Source organism: Gilliamella sp. ESL0443 (genome assembly GCF_019469165.1).
GTDB lineage: Bacteria > Pseudomonadota > Gammaproteobacteria > Enterobacterales > Orbaceae > Gilliamella > Gilliamella apicola_E.
Genome location: NZ_CP048263.1, coordinates 1,190,734 through 1,217,167 on the forward strand (window position 1 = coordinate 1,190,734; position 26,434 = coordinate 1,217,167).

A 26,434-nucleotide genomic window follows, 5' to 3' on the forward strand; every position below is an offset into this window, starting at 1 on the left:
ATTTAGCTTTATGAGACAACAAACTTGAGCCACTACAATTCAACAATAACCTATCAGTTAACATCGCCACATCGTTTCTTTAATTATTTGTCAATTTGATCCAATGAGCATTTTTGAAGTTAGGTCCATGTATATACTTACTTTTTTGAGTAAATAGAAGATAGTTATATAAATTAGCTGAGTAAGTCATAATTTTATCGCCGTAATACTCAATTAATACGCTATTTATTGATCAGTAATTTGTTTGATAGCTTTTTTATCTGCATTACACTTCTCAATGACATTTAATAAATGCTCGTTATATCGGAGGCTATCACCAAAAGTCATGGGATTAGGTGGTAAATTTGGTAAACAGTCACTTAATAGATTGGCTGTTATAGGTCGATTCACGTATGCCTTTCGCTCGGTTGTACAAGCTTGCAGAAACAGGCATAGGCACAAACTGCTTAGCACAATCATTATCTTTGAGTTGCTCATTAATTTGCTCCTGCCGTTCTAGTGATTGTTTTTCTAGTTCACGTTTTGATAATTCGTTATCTGCGATGATTTGGTTGTTTCTAGATATGGTTTGCTCTAACTGATTTATTTGATTAGTTAGCTCAGCATTAGCGTCTTTTAATCGTTTTTTTTCTTCAAAATTGTTATAACAAAAATAAATAGCAAAAGTGATAATGATTAATGATATGCTCAATATCTTTTCATTATTCATAGCAAACCGCTCCTATAAATAGTTTTACCACCTTGCTTAACGGCTGTTAATACTATTTGTCGGTTATTGTTAGGACTAAATCCTATGTGTACCCATTGATTATGCTCTTGGATAAGTTTGTCGAATTGAACGCCAGCATCAATCAATCTTTGACATATTTCTTTAGGGGTACCATATGATGAACGAAAATCAACCGCTAAGCCCTTAGTATGAGAGCTTGTTGATACTCCTCCTACTCTTGCATTTAATGCAGGACAGCGATATCCAGAGGTGATAATAATGGGTTTATCTAATGCTTTTCTAACAAGTTCTAGCTTTATGGCTGTTAACTGCACATTTGGCATTAAGTTTTGGGGGACTGAATTATCAATTTTTAAACGACTAGCAGTTAATGAACGTGTAAATTCTTCTAACGTGAAATGTTCAGTTAATTTCATTAATCATCTCCTTTGGCTTTTCTTATTAATTGTTCTTCTAATGCCTTGATTAACGCCGCACCTGACCATCCAGCTAAGCCAGCTATACCTCCTGCTAACTCAAAGTCCCAATTAAAATAACTTGCGGCTAATACAACAAGCGTTCCAGCAAATATCGATATAAATATTTGCGCAAATAGCACCCCAATATTAAATTTATTTCCATTTAGGAACTGATAGCAATAACTTGATAGAGAACCAAGCAAAGTAACAAAAAATAAATACACAACAACAGTCCAATTGACGTTGTTAGGGTCTTTTATCGGCATATTTAAATCTTCTTATTAGTTATGAGTGGCAGCATACTAGCTGGATGTGAGTTATGGCTGAGTCTAGCGTTGCTATCGATTCAGTGATGAGCAAATAGTCAAAATATTGATATAAAAAATATAGTAAACGAAAATAAATTAAAATAACTACAACAGAAATAAAATCACAGTTAGTATTTCATTAAATGAGGTTGGCAAAAAAGGAATTAAGCTAGTAGCTAGCGTATTGATTATTATTTTTTCTAGAAAAAAACAGAATAATATAGATATAAAAAAACCCAACTAATTAGCTGGGCTTAACTATATGCGTTCTAAACCGCATTCTTAACTTATTATATATGCGCATTTGCGCAAAGTCAAGCGGTTATGAAACTTTTTTAAAATATTGATAAATATTTCCTCTTATAAACATCTCGGCTTGATTCAATAAATTAATGATATCGTGTGGACGCTTCCCAATTGCTTTTGCCTGCGAGTTACACGAAACACCTCGCAGATAATATGCGGTCAATACAATCCATTGAGAATAATTGTCATTTTTTAAAATCAGTACCGCATTATCAACAATTTCAGCTTCATCTTCTGTTAAATATTGGCGATAATCAACATCTGTTGGCGCTCCCAAAAAAACAGCCGATTTTGAAGGATATTCAGTTCCAATTCTTTTCAATATACGCGTATTTTTCCATGCAGTTAAAATATCTTTAGTTTCTCTCATTACTCTCTCCCTACTTTGCCAATCTTCATTCACTTTTGCCGTTGTTTTGTAATTCATTTCAGTATTAATCCCTTCGATTTGCTTACATTGTTCCGAATGTTTCGTTTATTGACTTGCTTTATAGATTTATATTTATTTTTTGCTACATTTGCTGTTAATCCTAATACACAGTCTTTTACTATTTTGTTAAACATCTAATAAAGTCGCCATTAACAAAGGCTAATCAGTTTTAATACAAGTTCTGCTTTTTTTTAACATCTCTTTAATGTTAGCGATATGCTCCATACTCTTTGCAGAAACCTGATCATCTTTAAACTCAAGCATTGCGATCGTGTTTTCTGGTTTTGGCAAATAGCAATTAGCTTTTTCTGGTGTTAATAAACCAATGAAAACAGCACGATTAATTGCATCAGCACGTTTTGTTTTATCGCTACCAAGTGATACAAACACCTCTACATTTTTGCCATTCATCATTGATGAGTTAACTAAACGTCCATAAGCTTCGATAAAAGTTCTTCTTGCTCCAATTTTGTCGCCATTACGATAAACAAGTTCAGCTTGTGCCCATGCCTTTGCTATTTCCTTAGTCCAAACCAAAGTATTAGTTTCATCACTAGCAAGTATTGCTATTGCCCATGCCTCATCGGGTGATAAATGGTTATTAGGACCACCCATTAAATTAATTAAATCAGCAGGCTTCGGCATAAATTCACTTTTACGCACCCATACATTGGCTGCTCTGCGCAATGAATCAATTGGGTATTGACTAAGTGTTGACCAATAAATATTGATTTTAGTTGTACTCGCTTGCTGTCCGTAGAGTTCAAGAAGTCCACCAATAATTGCTAAAAAACCATCTGAGATTTTTGCCATAATCAGCTCCTCATACTCTCTAAGACAGCTCGATTACGTTCTGCAAGAGTCATAAATCTTGATTGAGAGTGATTCGATTTTTTATAGTTCCCTGCATTACGTAGCCAATTATTAAATGCAGCGTTCCAATCAATATATTTTTTCCCATTAGCCAAGCAATAATCTTTAAACTTAATAAATTCAGTATCCAAATTGACATTTTCATTTAGTGCTATGTTTCGATGATGATCGTTGGGTTTAAAATCATTAGGCAACTCCCGTTTTTGGGGTTGTGGTTTATCCGCAATAATATTTGTAGTATTCTCTGTAATAGTCTTTGTTGTAATCTCTTGAAATAACGAACTCGACTTTCTAGCCTCCCCGAAATCTACGATGTCTACTTCGGGGTGATTACTTTCTTCATTTCGCGGTAAATGATTAATAGATTTGGCGAAATTAGCTAAAATTTCATTGACTTTTTTATTGTCAATTTTGTAAAAAGTTTTATGATCTAATCGCTTTTCAGTAATTATCAAAACGCCTTTATCTTGTAGTTTTTTTATAGCTGTTCTTTGTTCGTTGTGAGATAAACCAGTTTCTTCCTCAAGTTCATCGCGCGTTTTATACACCCCTAAATCAGATATAGCTTTATCTTGCCAATAAAATAATTGAGAAAATAAAACAGCTGCATTAACACCACCTAACGGCTTAGCCATTTTTGGATAATAGGCGTTGGGTCTTCCTTTCAATTTCAATATTTCAACTATATTCATTGTTTTACCTCAAAAATATTCAGCAAAATTGATATCATTTTTATAAATAATTTCAGTCACTATTTGGTAATTTATTAAATCGTGGATACATGCCTTTAATCTAACAATCGGATAAATTTTATGTTTGTGCTGAATTGATTGTTTTATCACTTGCAAGTGTTGTAAGGTTTCGAACGCATTGACTTTAGTTTTTAATGTGTCCATACCCCCTTTTGTGTAATCTAATAGTGATTTTTTATCTCCTTTAACTTCCTAAAATATGGATAGCTTTTGCAGCAGTCTCAATTATTATCTTTTAAGCCTGTCGATAATATTTATTATCAATAATAACCAAAGTTATTGAGCAAATCAATAACTATTGTTATTTGATGGGTGATAACTTGAGTTATATAATTAATAAATCAATAAACCGAGAAGAAACTATGACTACATTTACAGATAGACTAAATTTAGCATTAAAAGAATCTGGGCTGTCTCAGCATCAACTAGCCGAGAAAGTAAAAATTAGCCAACCAGCTATTCAAAAATTGCTTTCAGGAAAATCCAGTACATCACGAAAAATATTAGAAATCGCTAACGCATTAAACGTCGATCCTATATGGTTAACAAAAGGCGTTGGACAAGCCAAAGAAAACAAAAATAAATCTAATGCGACAGTACTAGGAACTATCGGAGATTGGGATAGTAAAACACCACTAGATGATGATGAGATTGAAGTACCATTTTATAAAGATGTACGGCTGGCAGCTGGTGATGGTTTCACTAATGATATCGAGGATTATAACGGATATAAATTACGCCTATCCAAATCAACAATGCGAAAATATGGAATTGATAAAGAATGCACTGTATGTCTAACTGTCTATGGAGACAGTATGGAACCTGTATTTAGAGATGGAGCGACAGTAGCAATAGATCAGGCAGATAGACTTATCCGTGATGGTAAAATTTACGCAATAAATCACGACGGATTATTAAGAATAAAGATTCTAGAAAAAATACCAGGCAACCAAGTTAAAATCAGAAGTTATAATATTGGCTATGATGACGAAATAGTATCTCAAGATGAAATAACTATATTAGGGCGTGTTTGGTGGCAGTCGTCTATATTGGATTGATAATAATATAGCAATAACCACTTCAGCGGTTTTTTGAAAGAGAAAAACAGATAATTGAAATACGGTAAGGAATAATTATGGAACAAAGTTCGTTGTTTGCTTTAGAAATAACAGACAAGGCACCTGCTAATACTATGACAGCTCATTTAAAAATGTTTGTTATTGCTGATGATGGGCAAGAATATGCTGCAAAAGGTATTCATGACGGTTACAACGAACATGTTTCAGTTCCTAACCCAAATCAGATCCCTGCTGCTGAATGGTTGTGTTCAAATTTAGCTGAAATTTGCGGGCTACCTATCCCTAACTATAAAATATTATTAGATAAAAATAATGGCAATTACTATTTTGGATCAAGAATAGAGTTAGCTTGTGATAAAACCAATTTAAATGAATTAAGTTGGTTAAATAGAATAAAAAATGCAAGTGAACAATTTAAAAAACAATTATGGGCCATACATGCTTTTGATTTATTTATTTACAATATAGATCGACATATTAACAATTATTTGTATGTTGTAAATAGAAGTAATTCATTTGATATTCAAGCTTTTGACTTCAGTCTATCATCACTTGTTTTAGGTTGGCCCAAAGGGGTAGACCTTAGCGCATTCCCAAATTGTAACACATCGAATTCTTGGAGTTACATAAAAAAAATAACGGGAATAAAAGATGAATACACAAAAAGCGCACTAAAAATCTTAGATAAATTAAAATTAATAGATGTAAGTAAAATTGATGATATTTTTAGCAAAATGCCAAGCCAGTGGGTTAATGAGGAGTTAAAAATTAATTTAATTGATTGGTGGCAAAGTCCAGCCAGATTAAGTAAAATTGATTTGGTTATAGAGGAGATAAAAAATGAATCAATATAAATATAGCATTATAAGGCTATCGCCTGATCATGTTAAAGGTGAGATTATTAATGTTGGTATTATTATTTATCTTAATGAAAACCTAGATATTAGAACGCTTCAACAGAAAAACAAAATACAAGCCATAACAAAAAATTTAACGTTAGAATCATTACAAGATTTTACAGAAGATCTTAATTGGTTATATCAATTAAACACTGACTCTGAAAATTTCTATAAGCTATTCTCTGGTTCAATAGTTATATCAAGCCCAGGAATGTTTACTTTAAGGGAAAGTATGACTTATGAAAAACAAGTCGATATTTTGTTTGAAAAATACGTCGCGTCACCCCGATTACAAAAAAGGAACACTCAAAATAAAAGAATTATCACACAATTAAAGAATGTATTTGATAAAGCCGGCATTTTAGGAAGGGACCTATCTGATATTTCAAACCATAGAGTAGTAACTAATTATCCAATAGCTGAAGGTGAAGGTATATATGCTGAATTATTACTCAAAAATGGCGCTTACCACTTAACTGAAACTCTTGATTTAAGAACTGACAATAACAAACAAAAAACAGGAGAATCAGCCTTGAAAGCTATAACAATCTCGAAAGCCAAGAGTATATTATCTGGAAATGTTAATTCATTTGTAATTTACGCTAGCGTTGACAGTCAACAAGATAAAAAATTAATACCACAATTAAATCTTATAGATAATTATGCGGACTCAATATTCAACATTAATAGCAAGGAAGATATGTCAACGTATTACGACCATATATTTAATGCCGCTAGTACACAAATGAAGATTTATAATTAACATATTAAAACAGCTGATCCCGCCCGCTTCATGCGGGTTTCTTCACGCCTAAAATCCGCATCAATCCCCTATAGATACAGCCCACTGATAACCACCGATAACCTCACTCCTTGTGATAACTTTTGTTATTGACATTAATGATAACTTATATTATCATTGTCGTATCAAAACAAATCAACTTAACAACAAAGTTAAACAAGACCACGAGTTATTTAACAAGTTAAGAAGGTTCAAGTAGCTAGCTGAGGCATATGAAAGTACAGCTGTTTTGGAAAGCAATCAATAAGAGTACGCATCGGGTGAGCGACTAAATCACTCCTAGCCTCGATAGAGACCGACTAGCCATCAAGTTCTTTAGTAAATAAGGATTGCTAATTAAATTCAAATCAAAGCCCATTCAGTGAGTGGGCTTGAGTTTGAGCAAATACTGACAGCTCGGAAAGACGGCGCAATGCTACATCCTATTTGCCCTCCAAGCGAGGTCTTTTTTCGAGGTGATTATGACTAATAAAGATTTTGTGAATATGAAAATCAAAGATAGATTTCACAAGGATTATGAGTTAACAGACAGCGAAATAAAGTTTGCCCTCTTTTGCACATACTTTGTGATTTTAGGTGGATTATTTTGCTTGTTCTACTGGATGCTACAGATTGCTACGAGGTGAGTTATGCAGTTACATAAATTGGTTGAAAATGGTTACGAAAGCGCTTACTGCAATATGTTAAACAATATTGAAATGCAAGATGCTAAGGATGAATGGATTGAAAGCCGAGCCGAAGAACTAATTAAAAACTTTGGTAATGACAATGACTGGCAAATCATCGAACTACTCAAAATCAAACTGGAAAGTAAAAGTATTGATGATGATATTTATAACCAATTTATTGTTGACATCTGTTATTCGCAAGCTCGCTTTGAATATAATAATCAATCATATTAATAAATTTAATAAAGATTAATTATCCCATATAAAAAAGTTAAAGCTCCTAAATATTATGCTAATAATTCTGTCGTTAATGAATTGAATTTGCAATATTTAAATATGAAATAGGGTTAATAAAAAGCGTAAAAAAAACGAACCAAAATTAATAACCAGGCAAATTCAGAACGACGATTTTATAGATGACGGACGTTCATATTAGATTCTTTTTTATTTTGTTGTATCTAATAGGCTTTACGCCTGAACAATCACTTTCTTTTAAGGTAATCATAAACAAATATTTATTCTCCTCGGTGGAGTATAGATATTGAAAAATTGCGCCTTTTTTTAATAATTGTTTAATTTGATCATTAGTACAACCATCATTTTTTATTTGAGAAAACAGAAAATCACGGAATTTATCAATTTCACTTTTATCTATCTCATTAAAATTAATTTTTTCAACAATATATCTATAAGTTAATGTATTGTTTTCTGCATAAGATGTGGTCAACATAGTAAATTGATCTAGACGAATTGGAGTGCGTTCATTCAGTGACTGAGAAATCTTAAAGAGTTGGCCACTAATAGACCTTTTATTAAATAGATCAAACTGGTTAACAAAAAAATAGCAAACAACTGAAACAATAATACTTAAGATAATGTTTCGAATTTTTTTAATACTCAATTAATACTCACTTATAAATTCTAATAATTTTGAAAATGATAATATGGATAAACGAATATTATAGAATTATCAATACCGTTTATAACATTCATTTTATAATATTGATTTAATTAAATTAATGCAATTATTAATTATTAAAATTTATTATGACGTAAACACTTTAAATAGTGTGATAGAGTATGTAAAGATATTAAGGATTAAACTTAAGACTCGTTGATTATATATAGCTTTAATGGCGTCCCCTACAGGATTCGAACCTGTGACCTACGGCTTAGAAGGCCGTTGCTCTATCCAGCTGAGCTAAGGAGACATCGATTGGATTTAGTGATTAATCGCTGAGTATTATATAAAGCTATTTTGATCCGTCAATGCTTTTTAATTGATTATCAATCTATATAGACAAAATATCGTCAATTTTGACGTTATCGGCAATAAATTCAATACTAATAATCAGAAAAAATAAAAAAATATTCATTTATTCGATCTCAAAAACCCCGTTCCTCAACTTTTTTTTCAATTATTGCGATAAATTACTTTAATAATTTGAGCAGTAGTTAATTGTTTTTGATATATAGATAATTTATTTTGCGCTAGCTATTTGCGCTTTTAGCATCGCTAACCGGCTTTGACCTTGTTGCATTTTCTTTTCTGGTGATAGTTCATTACGCTGATCTTGCCAAGCTAAATCGTCTTGTGGAAGTTCGAGTAAAAAGCGACTTGGTTCAACATAAACTGTTTCACCAAATTGTTTTCTCTGTCGGCTGAATGAAAAGGTTAGCTCTTTTTGGGCTCGAGTTATGCCTACATAAGCAAGTCGTCTCTCTTCTTCGATATTGTCTTCATCAATACTTGTTTGATGAGGTAATACCCCTTCAGACATACCAACTAAATAAACATAAGGAAATTCGAGGCCTTTTGAAGCGTGTAATGTCATTAACTGTACTTGATCTAGCTCTTCTTCAGTTTCATTTCGCTCTAACATATCACGTAACGTAAATCTTGCTACTGCTTGTTCTAGCGTTAATGCTTCGTCTATTTCATCACCCTGTAACATTTCATTTAGCCAGCTAACTAATTGTTCAACATTACGCATTCGCATCTGCCCTGCTGTTGGTGAGGTAGACGTTTCATAGATCCAACTTTCGTAGTGAATCCCATGTAATAATTCATGAATCGCGGCCATTGGTTCGGAATGTGATTTTTCTATCAGAGAATCGAACCAATGGATAAAGGCATGTAGGGTTTCCATCCTTTTGCCTGATAATAATTCGGTTAGCCCCATATCATGACTTGCATGATATAAACTTACACCACGTTGATTTGCCCATTCACCCAGTTTTTGGATAGTTGCTGGCCCTATTTCTCGTTTTGGTGTATTAATAATGCGGATAAAAGCATTATCATCATCAGGGTTAGTTAATAGGCGTAGGTATGCCATTAAGTCTTTAATTTCAATGCGAGCGAAGAAAGATGTCCCACCAGAAATTCGGTAAGGTATTCGATACTGCATTAGCATTTTTTCAATTAAGCGAGACTGGTGATTTCCGCGATATAAAATAGCATATTCACCGTATTGGCTATTATTAGCAAAACGATGACCAATTAAGTCATTAACAACTTTTTCCGCTTCGTGTTCTTCATTGTCGGCGGAGATCACTTTTAAATGTTCACCATAACTGAGTTCTGAAAATAATTTTTTTTCAAAGATATGCGGATTGTTTTCAATTAAGATGTTAGCAACTTTTAGAATTCTTCCTGATGATCGGTAATTTTGTTCTAATTTAATCACTTCTAACTTAGGAAAGTCTTGTTTTAGTAAAATTAAATTTTTAGGGCGAGCCCCCCGCCATGAGTAAATCGACTGATCATCATCACCAACAACCGTAAATTTAGCTCGGCTACCTACTAATAATTTGATAAATTCATATTGGCTGGTATTAGTATCTTGATATTCATCAATAAGCAGGTAGCGGATACGGTTTTGCCATTTTTCTCTAACTTCTTCATTTGTTTTTAGTAACAATGTAGGTAGTAAGATTAGATCATCGAAATCTAATATACTGCAAGACTTAAGTTGTTTTTCGTAAAGTTGATAGCAGTGAGCAAATAATTTTTCTTTGTTGGTTTGTGCTCTAGCCATTGCAACTGTCGAATCAACGATATCATTCTTCCAATTTGAGATGGTAGAGCGTAATTGGTTGATGAGATCTTTGTCTCCATCGAACCATTGTTGTGTTAGTTCTTTGAGTAGAGCAATTTGGTCGTGGTCGTCAAATAATGAAAAATTAGATTTTATACCAAGGTGTTTATGTTCTCGTCGAACAATATCTAAGCCTAAAGTATGAAAAGTTGAAATTTTCAGACCTCTTGCCTCTTGCTTACTTAGCGATTGAGCAATACGTTCTTTCATTTCTCGTGCAGCTTTATTAGTAAAAGTCACGGCAACGATATGACGAGGTAAATACTCTTTGACTCGAATTAGATAAGCTATTTTATTAATGATTACCCGAGTTTTGCCCGAACCCGCACCAGCCAATACAAGGCATGGCCCAGAAACATATTCCACAGCTTGTTGTTGACTTGGATTTAAACGCACAGAAGAAAAGTCCTAAGTAAAATTGTTCGTTAGTATATACTGATTTATCAATCCCGCGCAATCAGACGCATGACCAATTAAGCTAGACAAAATTCTTTAATGAATGAAAGTTAACGCGTGTTCAACAACTTCAATTCCCGCTCCTGGTTTATGCGCATTTTCGCTAAGATAACGTCGCCACTGTTTTGCACCTTTTCTACCATTAAATATTCCTAAGGTGTGTCGCATAATATGATTGAGTTGTCCGCCTTGACTAAGTTGTGTTTCAATATATGGATAAAGAGTTTGTATTGCGACAATAGGATCGATAATTGGCGTATCATCTCCAAAGATTTGCTGATCAATCTGAGTTAATAGCATTGGATTTTGATAAGCTTCTCGCCCAACCATGACACCATCAACATAGTTTAGATGATGTTTGATTTCTTCAATGGTTTTAATCCCACCATTTATGGCGATAGTTAACTGCGGATAGTCACGCTTTAGCTGATAAACTCGCTCATAATCAAGTGGTGGTACTTCTCGATTCTCTTTTGGGCTTAGCCCAGAAAGCCATGCTTTGCGAGCATGAACAATAAATGTATCGGTATATGGCATCACTTTTTCAATAAAATCACATAAAAATGAATAACTATCTTGGTTATCAATACCTATGCGTGTTTTTACCGTGACAGGTATATTTACCTCTTTTTGCATGGCATCAATACAATTTGCGACTAAATCAGCTTTTCCCATTAAACAAGCACCAAACATACCATTTTGAACGCGATCTGATGGGCAACCTACATTAAGGTTAATCTCATTATATCCTCGTTCCTCTGCCAACTTAGCGCATTTAGCCAGAGCTATGGGATCACTTCCACCTAATTGTAAACTTACTGGCTGTTCCTGTTCATTAAAAGCGAGATAGTCTCCTTTACCATATAAAATTGCGCCAGTGGTTACCATTTCGGTATAAAGTAATGTTTGTTTAGTTAATATTCGATGAAAATATCGACAATGTTTGTCAGTCCAATCGAGCATTGGAGCTATAGAAAATTTATTTAAGGTTGATTTCATTGATATACCGGTGATTAAAACTGTCTTTGTTGGTTATATTAAAATATTATTATACTTGGAACAACTTCATCTACACTCTTTAAACCTTCATTGTAAATACACTTTAGCCTCAATCAGGCATTAAGCAGCTAATTTTAAGATGTTTAAAGTCTTTTTCTAATATCATTCCCAGTGGTACTATTTTTTCATTTAATTATCTTACTCAAATGCACGTTGGAGCTAGTCGTTTCGTTATTTCAGGGGTTTACCTTTGAATGATGTGATTAATATAAAAGTTAACAATGTACAATTCTTAAACAAATTTACCTCGACATAGGTAAATAACGTGTTATTCTGACTTGCATTTTTTTAAATATAATAATTGGTAGTGATAGGAATGGAAATGTTAACAGATAATACAGATACTATTTTAATTAAATCAACAGAATTGTTAAAAAGCCAATTGAGATTTATTGGAGTTATGCAACAAATCTTTGGCGTAGTAAATATTGTTATAGGTGCAATTAGCTGTTTAGGTATAATTACAGCTATTGTTGGTATTCCAGTAATAATCAACGGAGTTAAACTTTTTCAATCCGGTAGTGCATTTAGTCTAGCAGCAGCCCTCGGTAGAGGAGAAGACTTTACTGAAGCTATCAGAAATTTACATGGGTATTGGAAATATGTATTAATTGGAATTATATGTACAGTTATTCTTTTCTTTATCTACTTTTTAATCATCTTTTCAATCATTGCTTCTATAGCTAATCACTAATAATTTCCACAGTAATAATTTATCGAATTAAATAAATAAAAACCTCGCAGAATGACGAGGTTTTTTTGAAAATTATATTCCGATTGTTACTCTTCAGGGGCTTGTGGCGGACGTGAACTATTCGGTTGATCATCATCAGATTTTATATTAATTGGGTCTGAAATACCCTGTTGGTTCATCTCTTCTAAAGATAAAGAACCTTCTAAAGACGAAGTTTTAATATCAGTAACTATACCCATCTCATTAAAGTAAATAGCATAATTAATTTGGCTTAATTTTCCATGTTGAGGTTGTTGACGGAAAACATAGTACCAAACATTGCCACCAAAAGCTGAAGTTAACATTGGCGAGCCCATAATAAATACGACCTGATCTTTGGATTGACCAACTTGTAATAATTCAATCGCTTCTGGAGAGATATAATTACCTTGATTGATATCAGGTCTATAAACTAAACGGTCAACAAGTGAACAACCAGTTATCGATATACTAGTCACAATTGCAAGCGGAATAAGTTTGAAAAACGACATCTAAATTAATCCATTCAAATATATAATGTCGCTTATTATCGCTGATATTTTGACTAAGCGCTAGATAAAATAAAAAAAACTTTAGGTAATAGGATATAAAATGTTTGCTTATATTGATGATAATTAACAACTGTTAATATTTTACTTTTTATCTCGAATGTTAATGCTCTATAATAAAAAACTATTCTCAACAAATGACAGGTAAAAAATGAAATTAGATACAATTGAGCAAAAAGCAAGTTATGCAATTGGACTTCAAATTGGCCAACAGCTAAAAGAATCTGGCTTACATAATTTAGAGTTAAATGCATTGAAACTTGCTATGGAAGATGTGCTAAGCGGTAATCAACCGGCTTTACCTTTACAAGAATTGCATGATGCCCTTCGTCATGTTCATGAAGAAGCAGCTAAAGAAAAAGCTAAACAAGCAGAAAAAATTGCCCAAGCAGGTAAGGACTTTTTAGCTGAGAATCTAAAAAAAGATGGCATCAAATCGACTGAATCTGGTTTACAATACGAAATTATTAAACAAGGTGATGGTGCATTCCCTAAAGCAACAGACCGTGTTCGAGTCCATTATACTGGACAGTTAATTGATGGTACGGTATTCGATAGCTCAGTTGAAAGAGGACAGCCAGCTGAATTCCCTGTCAATGGTGTGATTCGCGGTTGGGTTGAAGCATTACAATTAATGCCAGAAGGTTCAAAATGGCGTTTATATATTCCTCAAGAGTTAGCCTATGGTTCGCAAGGGGCTGGCGCTTCAATTCCTCCTTATAGTGCATTAATTTTCGATGTAGAATTATTAAAAGTGCTATAAGTTTATATGGGCGCATTCGCGTCCATATTATCAAGTTCAATCGCAAATCAATTGCTTTATTTGATCTCTCAATATTTCGCAATAAAAAATGGATATACCAAGCAAGTATTATCTATAAAATAAGACAACGCTTTTTGACTAAAGTGTAAATTATCAGCAATAGGCAAAAATGCCCCCTTCAAATCAATCCTCTTAAAAATATGGTTAAAAGTGCCGTCTTATGGCATCCGTTATTGCTATTTAGTTTCGACTTAGTCTCATAAAGCATGAAATGTATATCATTTTGTTTAAGTATATAACTTGAAAGTTTTCCGCTATAATAATTTGTTATAAATATCTGATAAAAAAGTTAAGGAAAGTTATATGGCTACAAGTATGATTCGTATCGCTATTGCTGGCGCTGGTGGAAAAATGGGGCGACAGCTTATTCAATCTGTGTCACAAATAGAAGGGGTTACATTAGGTGCAGCATTTGAACGAGAAGGATCATCATTGGTCGGTAGCGATGCTGGTGAACTTGCCGGAATTGGGGCCTGTGGAATTAAAGTGACTGATAATCTACAACAGGCAAAAGACCAATTTGATGTATTAATCGATTTTACTCGTCCTGAAGGCACACTGGCTCATTTAGCTTTTTGTACAGACAATAAGAAAATGATGATTATCGGTACAACAGGATTTGATGAAGCAGGCAAAAAAGCTATTGCAACAGCCGCTAAGCAAATTGCTATAGTATTTGCTGCAAATTTTAGCGTTGGCGTGAATTTAGTGCTCAAGTTACTTGAAAAAGCGACTAAAATTATGGGTAGTTATACTGATATCGAAATTATAGAAGCACATCATCGTCATAAAGTTGACGCACCTTCTGGCACCGCACTAGCCATGGGCGAAGCAATTGCTGATACTTTAGGCTGCGATTTAAACGACCGCGCAGTTTATTGCCGAGAAGGACATACCGGTGAAAGACCAAAAGGCGCTATTGGATTTGCAACTATTCGTGCTGGTGATATTGTTGGTGAGCATACGGCTATTTTTGCCGATATTGGCGAAAGAGTCGAAATTAGCCATAAAGCCTCAAGCCGAATGACGTTCGCCAATGGTGCAGTCCGTGCTGCATTATGGCTTGCTGAGCAACCTGAAGGACTTTATGATATGCGCGATGTGCTTAATTTAAACAATCTATAATATTGAGTATGTTAGATGAAATTTGGATGCGACGAGCATTAGAATTAGCAAAACACGCAGAATCACTAGGCGAAATTCCTGTTGGAGCGGTTATTGTTGATGAACATAACCAAATCATTGGTGAAGGTTATAACCAATCAATAATTAATCATAATCCAACTGCTCATGCGGAAATTATGGCAATAGAACAAGCCGGTCAGCATAAAAAGAATTACCGATTAGTAAATACAACTTTATATGTCACCCTTGAACCTTGTATCATGTGTGCGGGTGCAATCATTCATAGTCGCATCAAGCGTGTGGTCTATGGAGCAAGTGATTTTAAAACTGGTGCGGCAGGTTCTTACATTGATATTCTTTCCCGAACAGGAATTAATCATTATGCTCAAATCATTGGTGGCGTATTGGCTGATGAGTGTAGTTCAATGTTAAGCGCTTTTTTTCAGAAGCGCCGCCAACAAAAAAAGCAGAATAAACAATCAATCCTCAAAACAATTGAAGATTAATTTAATATTTAAAAGAAAATTCTTTTAATCATTTCTTAATTATTTGATAAAAAATTAATTCTTTTTACCTATGAAAATTGTTAAAATCTGTTCTGATTTTTTTAAAGTACACTGAGCATTATTGATGAAAAAGCACACATTAGAAACGATGATATCGGCTGAAGATATCCAAACACGAGTAAGTAAATTAGGACAACAAATTAGCCAAGATTATGCTCAAAGTCAAAACGAGCTTATATTAGTTGGTTTGTTAAGAGGTTCGTTTATTTTTATGGCTGATTTAAGCCGTGCTATTACTGTCGGGCATGAAGTCGATTTTATGACGGCTTCGAGTTATGGCAATGCGGTGGTAAGTAATAGAGATGTTAAAATATTAAAAGATTTAGATGAAGATATTCGCGACAAAGATGTGTTAATTGTCGAAGATATTATTGATACAGGTAATACGCTTAGCAAAGTGATGGCAATACTTAAGTTGCGTCATCCGCGTAGTATTGAAATTTGTACATTACTAGACAAACCATCTCGGCGTGAAGTAGCAGTACCTGTTAAATATATTGGATTTTCCATCCCTGATGAGTTTGTGGTTGGTTATGGTATCGATTATGCACAACATTACCGCCACTTACCTTATATTGGACATGTGAAATTACTTGAATCTTAAACATTATCGAGGTGTATGTGTTACGATTTTCTCGCTCATTATGCTTACTTTTAATGGTTACGACAGCATCAACTTATGCAAATATGAAGTTATCCATTAAAGGATTGTCTGGAGAGCTTGAAGAAAATGTCGACGCGCGCCTTTCTTTAATTACGCCAGATAAGATTAATAATACGCCAAATTTCAAACGTTATTTTGAGAGTGAAACGCAAAAAGCACTACGTGCTTTAGGTTATTATTCCCCTACTTTTGAATATGATGAAACCGATCCTAAAGTATTATCAGTAAAAATAACTCCTGGACAACCTGTTAGAATAAAACAATTAAATATCAATCTGAATGGTGAAGGGAAACAAGATAAAGATTTTCAAGAATTAATGGCGACACAATTACCTAAAATTGGTGATGTGTTGAACCATGGCACTTATGAGAATTTCAAGAAAGGATTACAAAGCATATCGTTAAAAAAAGGGTACTTTGACGCAGATATGCCTACTCATCAATTGGCGATAGCTCAATTTGATCATCAAGCTTTTTGGAATATCGACTTTAATACAGGTAAGCGTTACAAATTTAGTAAAGTCAATTTTCCTAATGCAAAAATCCGTCAGGATTATCTTCAAAATATTGTACCGTTTAAAGAAGGTGATGAATACTCTGCTGAAGATTTATCTTTATTAAATCGCCGTCTTAGTTCAACTAACTGGTTTAATTCTGTTGTGGTTACACCAGATTTTCCTCATCTTACAGCAGATAAAGCATTACCCATTGAAGTTGCAACAACACCTAGAAAAAGAAATGCAATGGACTTAGGTTTAGGCTTTTCAACCGATAATGGTGTGCATGGTAAAATTGGTTGGAATAAACCTTGGATTAATAGCCGAGGACAGAGTTTTCAAAGTAGCTTATCCCTCTCATCGCCTGAACAGATTATTACGATGAGCTATAAAATCCCATTGAAAAAAAATCCGATTGAACAATATTACACGATTCAAGGTGGTTATAAGAAAATCGATAATAACGATACTTATTCTCGATCTTATACATTTGGCGTGCTTCGTAATTGGGATAACTTTGATGGTTGGCAAACAGCATTAGGCTTAAATATGTTGCGAGACAACTTCACCCAAGGTGATGACAGTTACAAAACCAACTTATATTATCCATCAGTTAGTATTTCGCGTGTTCGTAATGATGGTAAGTTATTGCCTATGTGGGGCGATTCTCAACGTTTTTCAATTGAAGGCGGTGCTGATGCGTTAGGATCTGATATCAATTTAGTGCGTTTTCAAACGCAACAAACTTGGATTCGTTCAATAAATCAATCTCATCGATTCATTGCTAGAGGTAATTTCGGCATTATCCAAGCCAGTAACTTTGAACGAGTTCCGCCCTCTTTCAGATTTTTTGCTGGTGGTGACCGAAGCATCCGCGGATATAGTTACCAATCCATATCACCTAAAGATAAAAAAGGTAAATTAAAAGGCGCGTCAAAACTGATAACCGGTTCTGCTGAATATCAATACAATGTTACTGGTTCTTGGTGGGGAGCGGCATTTATTGACACGGGTGAAGCGATAGATAAAGTCGATAAAGCTAAGTTTTATACAGGTACAGGCTTAGGTGTTCGATGGGCTTCACCGGTAGGCCCAATTAAGTTCGATTTAGCAACACCTCTAAACAAAAAAGATAAAGGCTCAATACATCTATATATTGGTTTGGGAAGCGAATTATAAAATGGCAAAAAATCCAAATAGAGTAAAAAAAGCTGAAAAAATAAAGCGAATCCGAAAGTGGAAAAAACGCAGTATTGTCGTGTTATCCATTTTTGTTTTTCTCATCACCTTTATTATTTTGATGATCTATACCAGTTTAGGTGTAAAACTAACAACTTACGTACTTAATAAGTTTTTACCCGAATTAAAAATTGAACAAGTAGATGGCACTTTTCATAATTTACACCTTCAAGGGCTGTCATTAGAACTTCCGGGCATTGATGTTAAAGTAAAAGATGCAAAATTCAAATTGAATGGTTCATGTTTGATTCAAACCAAAATTTGTGTCAAACAGTTTGATGCTGATGGTGTAAGCGTTATTATTGATACTGACAAAATCAATCGTTCACCAGATGAACCTATTCCCGAAAAACGAGAAACAATTAGTACACCACTACCAATTGATCTTAAGCAGACCCATATCACTAATGTCAATGTAAAAGTCAATGATATGCAATTTGGCATGTCAGACTTTACAGGTAAAGCTAGATGGGTGAATGAAAAAATTTATGTTTATCCATCAGTTGCTATGGATTTATCAGCTATCCTTGCCGATACTGATGATAATAAATCAATTACTACTTCAAATGATGATTTACCATTAAATCAAAAAATTAACCAAATATTTAATCAACCTCTAATTACGTCACTACCACAAGTTAATATTCCATTAGATTTTGATGTTACTAGTTTAACCGGTAACAATTGGTTGCTACATATTGGTGGTCAAGATTACCATTTCAACCAGGTTAATATTAAAACGGATATGATTAATAATCATATTATTGTAAAACAAGTTGAAACTGATGCTATAACACCATATGCCAATGGACATGCTTTTGTATCAGGGCAGATTACCTTAGGCGATGATTGGCCTATTTTTGCTTTAGTGAAAGTGGATACTGAAAGTAATCATCTTAATGGACAGTTTTCAGGAAAATTATTAGGTCAATTGTCCACTTACACCAATATTAACGGATTGAATCAAATTACTATTGATGGGCAAATTAACTTTATTGAGAAATATTTACCATTAATGGCTAAAATCAATGGTAAACATATTCAATGGCCAATTGAAGGTAAGCCACAATATCAGTTAGATAATTTTGATATCGCATTAGATGGAAATACCGAAAAATATAATATGCTAGCCAAAGGCGATATTAAAGGTGAAGGTTTACCTGATACCAGTTTCGACGTTATTGGTAATGGAACAAATCAATCAGCTTCCTTTGATCATGCTAATATTAAATTACCTCAAGGTAGCATTAATATTACAGGTTATTTAGATTGGCAAAAAGCTTTAAAATGGGATACTAATATAAAATTAGATAATGTTGATCTTACTAAAGAATTACCTGCCTACCCTATTCGTTTAGCCGGACAATTAAAAACCACAGGGGCATTCGATGAGGATTCATGGCAATTAAATATACCGGATATGCAGTTAAAAGGTAATATAAAACAAGCAAACTTTTCAGCTAATGGTAATTTGTTTGCCGATTCTAACCACGCTATATCAGCCAATAACCTTGAAATGGTTTGGGGTAAAAACCAAATTAACATCAATGGTTCTACAGATAAGGGAAATTTGACTGCGCAACTTAATTTAAGTGCTTTATCATTACTGGCTGATAATCTCAATGGTGCTGTTGTAGGTAATATTAAAATGACAGGAAATAGTGCTTCCCCTGTTATTAACACGAACTTAAATATTAACGCATTAAGTTATGAAACTATTTCGATAGCCAAGGCAAACCTAACTGGCAAAGTTCAATATACCAATCAATTTAGTGGTCAATTGAATCTAGTTGGTCAAAATATCGATATTACAAGTGAAAGTATCAAAAAAGCTAACATAGAACTTTCAGGTAATGAAGCTCATCACACATTAACCATCAATCTTGATGGTAGCCCTCTTTCCATGACAACTTCTTTAACAGGTGAACTTGATAAAGAACGTATTATATGGACTGGAAATATACCACGTAGTTTAATAACATTAGGTGATAAGAGCCGTTGGCAATTAACCAAGCCGATCAGTCTTTCTTATGATATCACTAAAGAAATTCCAACTATTGGCGCTCATTGTTGGCGTGATAATATTTCAAGTATCTGTTTAGATAAATCATTTTCTATTGCGCCAAATAATGAAACATCAATTACATTAAAAGATATTGATCTGGCTAAGTTACCTATTCCAAATGATGGTGAAACTAAAATTGATGGTTTCATAAATGGAAAGGCAAATATTAAATTTGATGACTCAAGCAAAATTCCAAGTATCAAAGCAAATATAACTAGTAATAAAGTTTATGTTAAACAAATGATCACTAATCAAGCTTTGCCGATTCCATTTGATTTATTCAATATCAATGCAGAATTTAATGAGCAACAAGCTAAGCTAGATTGGCGTTTTAGTTTAAATAAATTAGGAAAAATCACTGGTGATTTATTAATTAAAGATCCTACCGCCAAAAAAGAGTTAAGTGGCCAATTGAATATTGACAATTTGGCATTAGCGATTGTGAATCCGTTATTGAGTAAAGATGAATATGCCAAAGGCGCTATCAATGGTAATATCAAATTCTCTGGCTCATTAATGGACCCAATCTTAAATGGTGGCATCAACTTAAGACATAGTGATATTAAGACTTATCAATTACCAATTGATGTAAAATCCGCTATGGTTGATATTAAATTTAATGGTAAATCATCAACATTAAAAGGTGTATTAGTAACTAAATCTGGAAATATCAATATTAATGGCCAAGCTAGTTGGAATAACTTCGAAAAATGGCAAGCTAATATAACTGTAAATGGTGCCGCTATGGAGGTTACTGTACCGCCAATGATTGTTATGTCTGTCATTCCAGACATTAAGATCGAGGCAACGCAAGATGAACTAACGGTACTTGGTAAAGTTTCAATTCCAAAAGGTAAAATTACGGTTGATTCACTTCCGCCTTCAAGTATTGATGTTTCTCCTGATGAAGTAATGTTGGATAGGAACTATAAACAAATTCAACCACAAAACTTTGGTATGAAAATTAATAGTCATATCGAAATCAATATTGGTGATAACGTCACGGTCGATGCATTTGGATTAAAAGCATCATTAAAAGGGAAATTGATCGCAACACAGACTAATAAAGGGTTGGATTTACATGGTGAAATTCTTATTCCTAATGGTCGATTCCATGCCTATGGACAGGATTTAATTATCCACAAAGGCGTTGTCACTTTTTCAGGACCAACCGATCAAGCTATCTTAGACATAGAAGCAATAAGAAATCCTGACTCAATGGATAATAGCAATATTACAGCAGGGATTCGAGTTAAAGGATCTACAGAAGATCCTAAGATCGAAATATTTTCTGATCCAGCTATGTCACAACAAGAAGCACTTTCTTATTTAATTCGAGGTCAAGGTCTTGATAGCTCCGATCAGAGTGACAACGATATGATGACGGCATTTTTAGTCGGTGTTGGGACAGCAAAAACAGGAAAATTCATCGGTGATATAGGTAATGCTTTTGGAATTAAAAATCTTACTTTAAATACTCAAGGAGCAGGTAATAATTCAAAAGTGGTAGTAAGTGGCTATATTTTACCTAATCTACAATTAAAATATGGTGTAGGTATTTTTGACTCATTAGCAACGTTTACCTTACGATATAGACTTTTACCAAATTTATACGTGGAAGCTGCTTCTGGTCTAGCACAAACTTTAGATCTTATTTATCAATTTGAATTTAATTAATTTCAAACATCTAATTTAGTTTGCCAAAATTGGCAAACTAAATTAAGATTTACTACCAATAAGCATTTCTCGCTTAACCCCAAATCCCTTATGTTTTTTGACATTAAAACCTGCATTGATTAAATTACGTCGAACAAATCCTGCCGCAGTAAAAGTAGCAAAAGAACCTCCTTCATTCGTTAAGTCATAGCACTTTTTAAAAAGCGATTCCGACCACATTTCAGGATTCTTTGCAGGTGAAAAACCATCAAAAAACCAAACATCAATCAAACAATTTTGTTGTTTTAAAAACTTTGGATAGTGAGTGATATCGTCATAGCAAATAACTAAATGAGTATCATCTAAAACAATACTTTGAGACTCGTTTAAAGAATCTCTTAATTGTTTGGCTAGTAAACTCAAAGAATCATTACTGTTGATTATTTTACTATGAACTTTTGACATTTCTTTTTCAGATAAAGGATATTTTTCAACACTAAAAAAATCCAATCTTTTAAGAGGACTATTAGGTTTATTCTCTCTAAATTGTTTGAATATCTGCCAAGCAATTAAAAAACTTAGACCTGTACCAAAACCTGTTTCTGCTATAGTGAAGATTTCGCGCTGATGTTGCAAAAAACGCTCATATAAACTATTTCCTTCAATGAACACATAACGTGTTTCATCGATTGCGCCGTTGGTATTAAAATAGATATCATCAAAATAACGAGAAATTGGGGTTTGATTTTCATCCCAAATGATTGTTGATTCGTGCATAAACATCCTTCAAAGCGATATTTAACAAACTGTATATTCTTATAGATTACGTATATAATACGCCAAGTTAACTTATGAGGTAAATTATGGTTTTTCTTTTTCGCTTAATCATCGTGTTATTTATTGGTATTTTAACTTGTGTACTAGGCGTTATTTTTTGCTTATTCAATCCTCGCAACCCCAAAAATGTGGCTCGATTTGCCCATCTTTTCAGCTTTTTCTTTAAACCAATATTAGGAGTAAAAGTCGATACTCGTAAATACCCCGAAATTGAAAATTTAGGTAGCTGTGTATTTATTGCTAATCACCAAAATAATTATGATATGGTTGTCGCTGCTGATATTGTACAGCCTAAAACAGTTACAGTAGGCAAAAAAAGTCTTGCTTTGATTCCATTCTTTGGTCAACTTTATTACCTTACAGGAAATATTTTGATTGACCGTAACAATAAATCAAAAGCTCGTGATACGATTAATTTGGTCGTTAAAGAAATAAAAAAACGTGGTATATCAATTTGGATGTTTCCTGAAGGAACCCGTAGTAAAGGGCGAGGTTTGTTACCCTTTAAAACAGGCGCATTTAAAGCAGCTATTGCAGCTGGAGTCCCTATTGTGCCAATTTGTGTATCGGATACGAATAACATTAAGCTAAATCGCCTCAATAATGGTCATATGATTGTCGAAATGCTATCACCTATTGAAACAAAAAATTTACGTAAAGAAGATGCAAGAACTTTGATGGAACAATGTTATCAACAAATGTCAGAAAAAATTGCTCAAATTAATTTAGAAGTAACTAAATTAAATAATAAATATGACTGTTAACGATCGTAATTTTGATGATATTAGCCATAAATTTGCTAAAAATATTTATGGTACAACTAAAGGCAAAATCCGAGAAGCTATTGTTTGGCAAGAACTTGAAACCATATTGGCCAAATATCCTAAACCTATCAACATCCTTGACGCTGGTGGTGGTCAAGGACAAATAGCGCGTAGACTTGCCAAATTAGGACACAATATAACTGTTTGTGATATTTCCAAACAAATGCTTGATTTAGCTAGCCATCAAGCGCAGCAAGAAAATTTAACCTTAAACTTTATTAATTGTTCAATTCAAAATCTTGATCAGTTTATCGATCAACCTTTTGATCTTGTGATTTGCCATGCTGTATTAGAGTGGGTGGCTGATCCTGTACAGATAGTCCAATCTTTAAAAAGACATCTAAAAAAAGAAGGTTATTTATCTTTAATGTTTTATAACTATCATGGACTATTATTTAAAACGGTGACATTAGGTAACTTTGGATATACTCAATCAGGACTTGCTAAACGCAAAAAGAAAACCTTATCGCCTGATTATCCTCGTGATCCAAATCAAGTGTATCAATGGCTAATTGAACAAAGTTTTGAGATTACGAATAAAACAGGAATCCGAGTCTTTCATGACTATTTAACTAATAAGTCAAAAGCAGAAACTCATTTTGATCAGTTATTAGAAATTGAAAAACAATACTGCCAAAGCGAACCTTATATTAACTTAGCTAGATATATTTTAGTTACTGCAAAATTATTAAATTAAGATTTTGAGATAGCGTAGTCCCTTATCAGATGCTTTAAATATAATGGAACAACACAAACCAAGACCAATAACAGTTTTACCGGTACTTGATGTTAATAAAAAATTCATAGGTATGATTCACATAACTGATATATACCATTAAATCGTGTCATTTTTTATCATAATTTCATTAGCAACAAAACTAAGATGTAGAAATGAATACTCGAAAATTTGCCAATAAATCGTTATTATATCAATTTTACTAGTTAAAGGTTGTGATTATGATTGTTGTTACTGGCGGTGCTGGGTTTATTGGAAGTAATATCGTTAAAGGATTAAATGATCTAGGGCACAAAGATATTTTAGTGGTAGATGATTTAACTGATGGTACTAAATTTTCAAATTTAGCCGATTTAGATATTGCTGATTATATGGATAAAGATGAATTTATAGCAGAAATAATATCTGGCGAAAATCTTGATATTGATGTTATTTTCCATCAGGGTGCTTGTTCATCCACAACTGAATGGGATGGCAAATTTATGATGGAAAATAATTATAATTATTCTAAGGATTTGCTCCATTATTGTTTAGATTTTGATATTCCTTTTTTATATGCTTCTTCAGCTGCCACCTATGGTGGTCGGAGCGATAATTTTATTGAAGAGCGTTCCTATGAAAAACCATTAAATGTTTATGGTTATTCAAAATTCTTATTTGACCAATATGTCCGTGAAATATTACCACAAGCAAGTTCACAAATTTGTGGATTTCGTTATTTTAATGTTTATGGTCCACGGGAAAACCATAAAGGTAGCATGGCTAGCGTCGCATTCCATTTAAATGAACAAATCAATAAAGGGGAAAAACCTAAATTATTTACTGGAAGTGATAATTTTAGACGTGATTTTATTTATGTTGGAGATGTCGTTGAGGTAAACTTATGGTTCTGGAAAAATAATGTTTCTGGCATCTTTAATTGTGGAACTGGACGAGCTGAATCTTTCCAATCAGTAGCTGATGCCGTTTTAAATTATCATCAAAAAGGTGAAATTGATTATATTCCTTTCCCAGATCACCTGAAAGGACGTTACCAAAGCTTTACTCAAGCTGATTTGACTAAATTTAGAAAAACAGGATGTCCAATTGAGTTTAAAACAGTTGCACAAGGTACAACTGAATATATGAAATGGTTAAACGAGCAATAAGAGGAACAACAATGAAAACCCTGATTATTGGTCCATCTTGGGTTGGTGACATGATGATGTCCCAAAGTTTATATCGCACTTTAAAGCATCTAGAGCCAAGTATTGAAATTGATGTAATGGCACCAGCTTGGTGCCGTGCTTTATTGAATAAAATGCCTGAAGTCAATCAATCAATTGCTATGCCAATTAATCATGGGGAGTTTGCATTAACTAAACGTTACCAACTAGGCAAAGAATTACGTCAATACGACCAAGCAATCATTTTACCTAACTCATTTAAATCAGCACTGATTCCTTTCTTTGCTAAAATTCCTAAACGCACTGGCTGGAAGGGTGAGATGCGTTATGGTTTATTAAATGATATGCGCATACTTGATAAAAAAGCTTTTCCATTAATGGTCGAACGTTATGTCGCCCTTGCCTACCCTAAACAAGATATCCATTCAGCAAAAGATATTCCTCAACCAATTTTATGGCCAAAACTGAGTGTTGAAAAGGATGAGGTTGAGCAAGCATTATCAAACTTTAATATTCCTACAGATGTTCCTTTAATTGGATTTTGTCCTGGCGCTGAATTTGGCCCTGCTAAACGTTGGCCTGATTATCACTATGCTGCATTGGCTGATTTGATAGTAAAACAACATGCTAAAATTATTATCTTTGGTTCAGAAAAAGATAAAGCTGTTGGTGAACAGATTATTGCCAAAATGGCGCATGGTGATCAGTGTATTAATCTTGCTGGCCAAACAAAATTAGAACAAGCGATCAACTTGATTGCGGCATGTAAAGCAATTGTCACTAATGATTCAGGCTTAATGCATGTTGCAGCTGCACTTGATAAGCCTTTAGTTGCACTTTATGGACCAAGTAGCCCTGATTTTACTCCCCCATTATCAAATAAAGCAGAAGTCATTAGACTCATTACTGGCTACCACCGCGTCCGTAAAGGTGATAGTGAGCAAGGTTATCATCAAAGTCTAATTGATATAAAACCCGATCATGTTTTTGAAACATTGATGAAACTTATCGTTCGCTGTGAAAAGAGTAATTAA

Annotated in this window: 26 protein-coding genes, 1 tRNA gene and 1 pseudogene; 16 read left to right on the forward strand and 12 right to left on the reverse strand. The window is 33.6% G+C overall.

What is annotated here, in order from left to right:
- Window positions 1–355 precede the first annotated feature (355 nt).
- The 6 genes from GYM76_RS05450 to GYM76_RS05475 form a co-directional block, all read right to left on the reverse strand.
- A complete protein-coding gene (locus GYM76_RS05450) occupies window positions 356–709 on the reverse strand; it encodes a hypothetical protein (protein WP_220226175.1) in 354 nt (117 codons plus the stop codon).
- Window positions 706–1,146 (reverse strand): D-Ala-D-Ala carboxypeptidase family metallohydrolase, encoded by a 441-nt coding sequence (locus tag GYM76_RS05455; protein WP_220226176.1) that lies wholly within the window; start codon window positions 1,144–1,146, stop codon window positions 706–708. The genes GYM76_RS05450 and GYM76_RS05455 overlap by 4 nt, the downstream gene beginning before the upstream one ends.
- The gene (locus GYM76_RS05460; protein ID WP_065563242.1) at window positions 1,146–1,454 is read right to left on the reverse strand and encodes a phage holin family protein; all 309 of its coding nucleotides are present in this window, start codon (window positions 1,452–1,454) and stop codon (window positions 1,146–1,148) included. Before GYM76_RS05460 ends, GYM76_RS05455 begins: the two co-directional genes overlap by 1 nt.
- 364 nt (window positions 1,455–1,818) lie before the next feature.
- Window positions 1,819–2,229, reverse strand: coding sequence for an antiterminator Q family protein (locus GYM76_RS05465; protein ID WP_065563241.1), 411 nt, complete (start codon window positions 2,227–2,229; stop codon window positions 1,819–1,821).
- A gap of 162 nt (window positions 2,230–2,391) precedes the next feature.
- On the reverse strand, window positions 2,392–3,045 hold the full coding sequence (locus GYM76_RS05470; protein WP_065563240.1) for a hypothetical protein: 654 nt from the start codon (window positions 3,043–3,045) through the stop codon (window positions 2,392–2,394).
- A 2-nt stretch (window positions 3,046–3,047) separates the two neighbouring features.
- A complete protein-coding gene (locus GYM76_RS05475; RefSeq protein WP_220226177.1) occupies window positions 3,048–3,797 on the reverse strand; it encodes a hypothetical protein in 750 nt (249 codons plus the stop codon).
- Between the two features lie 422 nt (window positions 3,798–4,219).
- On the opposite strand from GYM76_RS05475, the gene GYM76_RS05480 reads away from it, so the two are divergent.
- From GYM76_RS05480 to GYM76_RS05495, 4 genes are all read left to right on the forward strand, one after another.
- Window positions 4,220–4,915: a helix-turn-helix transcriptional regulator gene (locus tag GYM76_RS05480; protein WP_220226178.1), complete on the forward strand. Its 696-nt coding sequence runs from the start codon at window positions 4,220–4,222 to the stop codon at window positions 4,913–4,915.
- Between the two features lie 77 nt (window positions 4,916–4,992).
- Window positions 4,993–5,790, forward strand: a complete 798-nt coding sequence (locus tag GYM76_RS05485) for a HipA family kinase (protein WP_220226179.1) — start codon at window positions 4,993–4,995, stop codon at window positions 5,788–5,790.
- On the forward strand, window positions 5,777–6,598 hold the full coding sequence (locus GYM76_RS05490; RefSeq protein WP_220226180.1) for a DUF3037 domain-containing protein: 822 nt from the start codon (window positions 5,777–5,779) through the stop codon (window positions 6,596–6,598). Before GYM76_RS05485 ends, GYM76_RS05490 begins: the two co-directional genes overlap by 14 nt.
- A gap of 668 nt (window positions 6,599–7,266) precedes the next feature.
- Window positions 7,267–7,539: a hypothetical protein gene (locus tag GYM76_RS05495; RefSeq protein ID WP_220226181.1), complete on the forward strand. Its 273-nt coding sequence runs from the start codon at window positions 7,267–7,269 to the stop codon at window positions 7,537–7,539.
- A gap of 193 nt (window positions 7,540–7,732) precedes the next feature.
- Here GYM76_RS05495 and GYM76_RS05500 read toward each other — a convergent pair whose 3' ends face one another.
- The 4 genes from GYM76_RS05500 to dusA form a co-directional block, all read right to left on the reverse strand.
- A complete protein-coding gene (locus GYM76_RS05500; protein ID WP_220226182.1) occupies window positions 7,733–8,206 on the reverse strand; it encodes a hypothetical protein in 474 nt (157 codons plus the stop codon).
- 233 nt (window positions 8,207–8,439) lie between these two features.
- Window positions 8,440–8,516 (reverse strand) — tRNA-Arg (locus GYM76_RS05505).
- A 270-nt stretch (window positions 8,517–8,786) separates the two neighbouring features.
- Window positions 8,787–10,802, reverse strand: coding sequence for a DNA helicase Rep (gene rep / locus GYM76_RS05510; RefSeq protein WP_065734450.1), 2,016 nt, complete (start codon window positions 10,800–10,802; stop codon window positions 8,787–8,789).
- A 96-nt stretch (window positions 10,803–10,898) separates the two neighbouring features.
- Complete coding sequence (gene dusA / locus GYM76_RS05515) at window positions 10,899–11,861, reverse strand: tRNA dihydrouridine(20/20a) synthase DusA (RefSeq protein WP_065734452.1); 963 nt, start codon at window positions 11,859–11,861, stop codon at window positions 10,899–10,901.
- A gap of 382 nt (window positions 11,862–12,243) precedes the next feature.
- On the opposite strand from dusA, the gene GYM76_RS05520 reads away from it, so the two are divergent.
- Entirely contained in the window at window positions 12,244–12,615 is a 372-nt protein-coding gene (locus GYM76_RS05520) for a DUF5362 family protein (protein WP_220224822.1), read from the forward strand.
- 86 nt (window positions 12,616–12,701) lie between these two features.
- Here the strand turns inward: GYM76_RS05520 and bamE are convergent, their stop codons facing one another.
- Window positions 12,702–13,145: an outer membrane protein assembly factor BamE gene (gene bamE / locus GYM76_RS05525; protein WP_065563231.1), complete on the reverse strand. Its 444-nt coding sequence runs from the start codon at window positions 13,143–13,145 to the stop codon at window positions 12,702–12,704.
- 208 nt (window positions 13,146–13,353) lie between these two features.
- Between bamE and GYM76_RS05530 the strand changes: the two genes are divergently transcribed.
- The 6 genes from GYM76_RS05530 (at window position 13,354) to GYM76_RS05555 (ending at window position 21,858) form a co-directional block, all read left to right on the forward strand.
- A complete protein-coding gene (locus tag GYM76_RS05530) occupies window positions 13,354–13,965 on the forward strand; it encodes an FKBP-type peptidyl-prolyl cis-trans isomerase (RefSeq protein WP_220224823.1) in 612 nt (203 codons plus the stop codon).
- Window positions 13,966–14,328: 363 nt separating this feature from the next.
- The gene (gene dapB, locus GYM76_RS05535) at window positions 14,329–15,150 is read left to right on the forward strand and encodes a 4-hydroxy-tetrahydrodipicolinate reductase (protein WP_065563229.1); all 822 of its coding nucleotides are present in this window, start codon (window positions 14,329–14,331) and stop codon (window positions 15,148–15,150) included.
- Between the two features lie 8 nt (window positions 15,151–15,158).
- Window positions 15,159–15,656 (forward strand): tRNA adenosine(34) deaminase TadA, encoded by a 498-nt coding sequence (tadA, locus tag GYM76_RS05540; protein ID WP_220224824.1) that lies wholly within the window; start codon window positions 15,159–15,161, stop codon window positions 15,654–15,656.
- Window positions 15,657–15,780: 124 nt separating this feature from the next.
- Window positions 15,781–16,320: a hypoxanthine phosphoribosyltransferase gene (gene hpt, locus GYM76_RS05545; RefSeq protein WP_065563227.1), complete on the forward strand. Its 540-nt coding sequence runs from the start codon at window positions 15,781–15,783 to the stop codon at window positions 16,318–16,320.
- 17 nt (window positions 16,321–16,337) lie between these two features.
- On the forward strand, window positions 16,338–18,056 hold the full coding sequence (locus GYM76_RS05550; protein WP_305054752.1) for an autotransporter assembly complex family protein: 1,719 nt from the start codon (window positions 16,338–16,340) through the stop codon (window positions 18,054–18,056).
- 1 nt (window position 18,057) lies between these two features.
- Complete coding sequence (locus tag GYM76_RS05555; RefSeq protein ID WP_220224825.1) at window positions 18,058–21,858, forward strand: translocation/assembly module TamB domain-containing protein; 3,801 nt, start codon at window positions 18,058–18,060, stop codon at window positions 21,856–21,858.
- 42 nt (window positions 21,859–21,900) lie between these two features.
- Here GYM76_RS05555 and mnmD read toward each other — a convergent pair whose 3' ends face one another.
- On the reverse strand, window positions 21,901–22,614 hold the full coding sequence (gene mnmD / locus GYM76_RS05560; RefSeq protein ID WP_220224826.1) for a tRNA (5-methylaminomethyl-2-thiouridine)(34)-methyltransferase MnmD: 714 nt from the start codon (window positions 22,612–22,614) through the stop codon (window positions 21,901–21,903).
- An 86-nt stretch (window positions 22,615–22,700) separates the two neighbouring features.
- Between mnmD and GYM76_RS05565 the strand changes: the two genes are divergently transcribed.
- The 5 genes and pseudogenes from GYM76_RS05565 to rfaF all read left to right on the forward strand — a co-directional run bounded on the left by GYM76_RS05565 (window position 22,701) and on the right by rfaF (window position 26,434).
- A complete protein-coding gene (locus tag GYM76_RS05565) occupies window positions 22,701–23,438 on the forward strand; it encodes a 1-acylglycerol-3-phosphate O-acyltransferase (protein ID WP_065734458.1) in 738 nt (245 codons plus the stop codon).
- The gene (locus tag GYM76_RS05570) at window positions 23,428–24,195 is read left to right on the forward strand and encodes a methyltransferase domain-containing protein (RefSeq protein ID WP_220224827.1); all 768 of its coding nucleotides are present in this window, start codon (window positions 23,428–23,430) and stop codon (window positions 24,193–24,195) included. Before GYM76_RS05565 ends, GYM76_RS05570 begins: the two co-directional genes overlap by 11 nt.
- A 31-nt stretch (window positions 24,196–24,226) precedes the next feature.
- Window positions 24,227–24,337: pseudogene (locus tag GYM76_RS11110) on the forward strand (CBS domain-containing protein); the annotation flags it as partial.
- Window positions 24,338–24,455: 118 nt separating this feature from the next.
- Complete coding sequence (gene rfaD, locus GYM76_RS05580) at window positions 24,456–25,382, forward strand: ADP-glyceromanno-heptose 6-epimerase (protein ID WP_220224829.1); 927 nt, start codon at window positions 24,456–24,458, stop codon at window positions 25,380–25,382.
- Window positions 25,383–25,393: 11 nt separating this feature from the next.
- A complete protein-coding gene (gene rfaF, locus GYM76_RS05585; RefSeq protein WP_220224830.1) occupies window positions 25,394–26,434 on the forward strand; it encodes an ADP-heptose--LPS heptosyltransferase RfaF in 1,041 nt (346 codons plus the stop codon).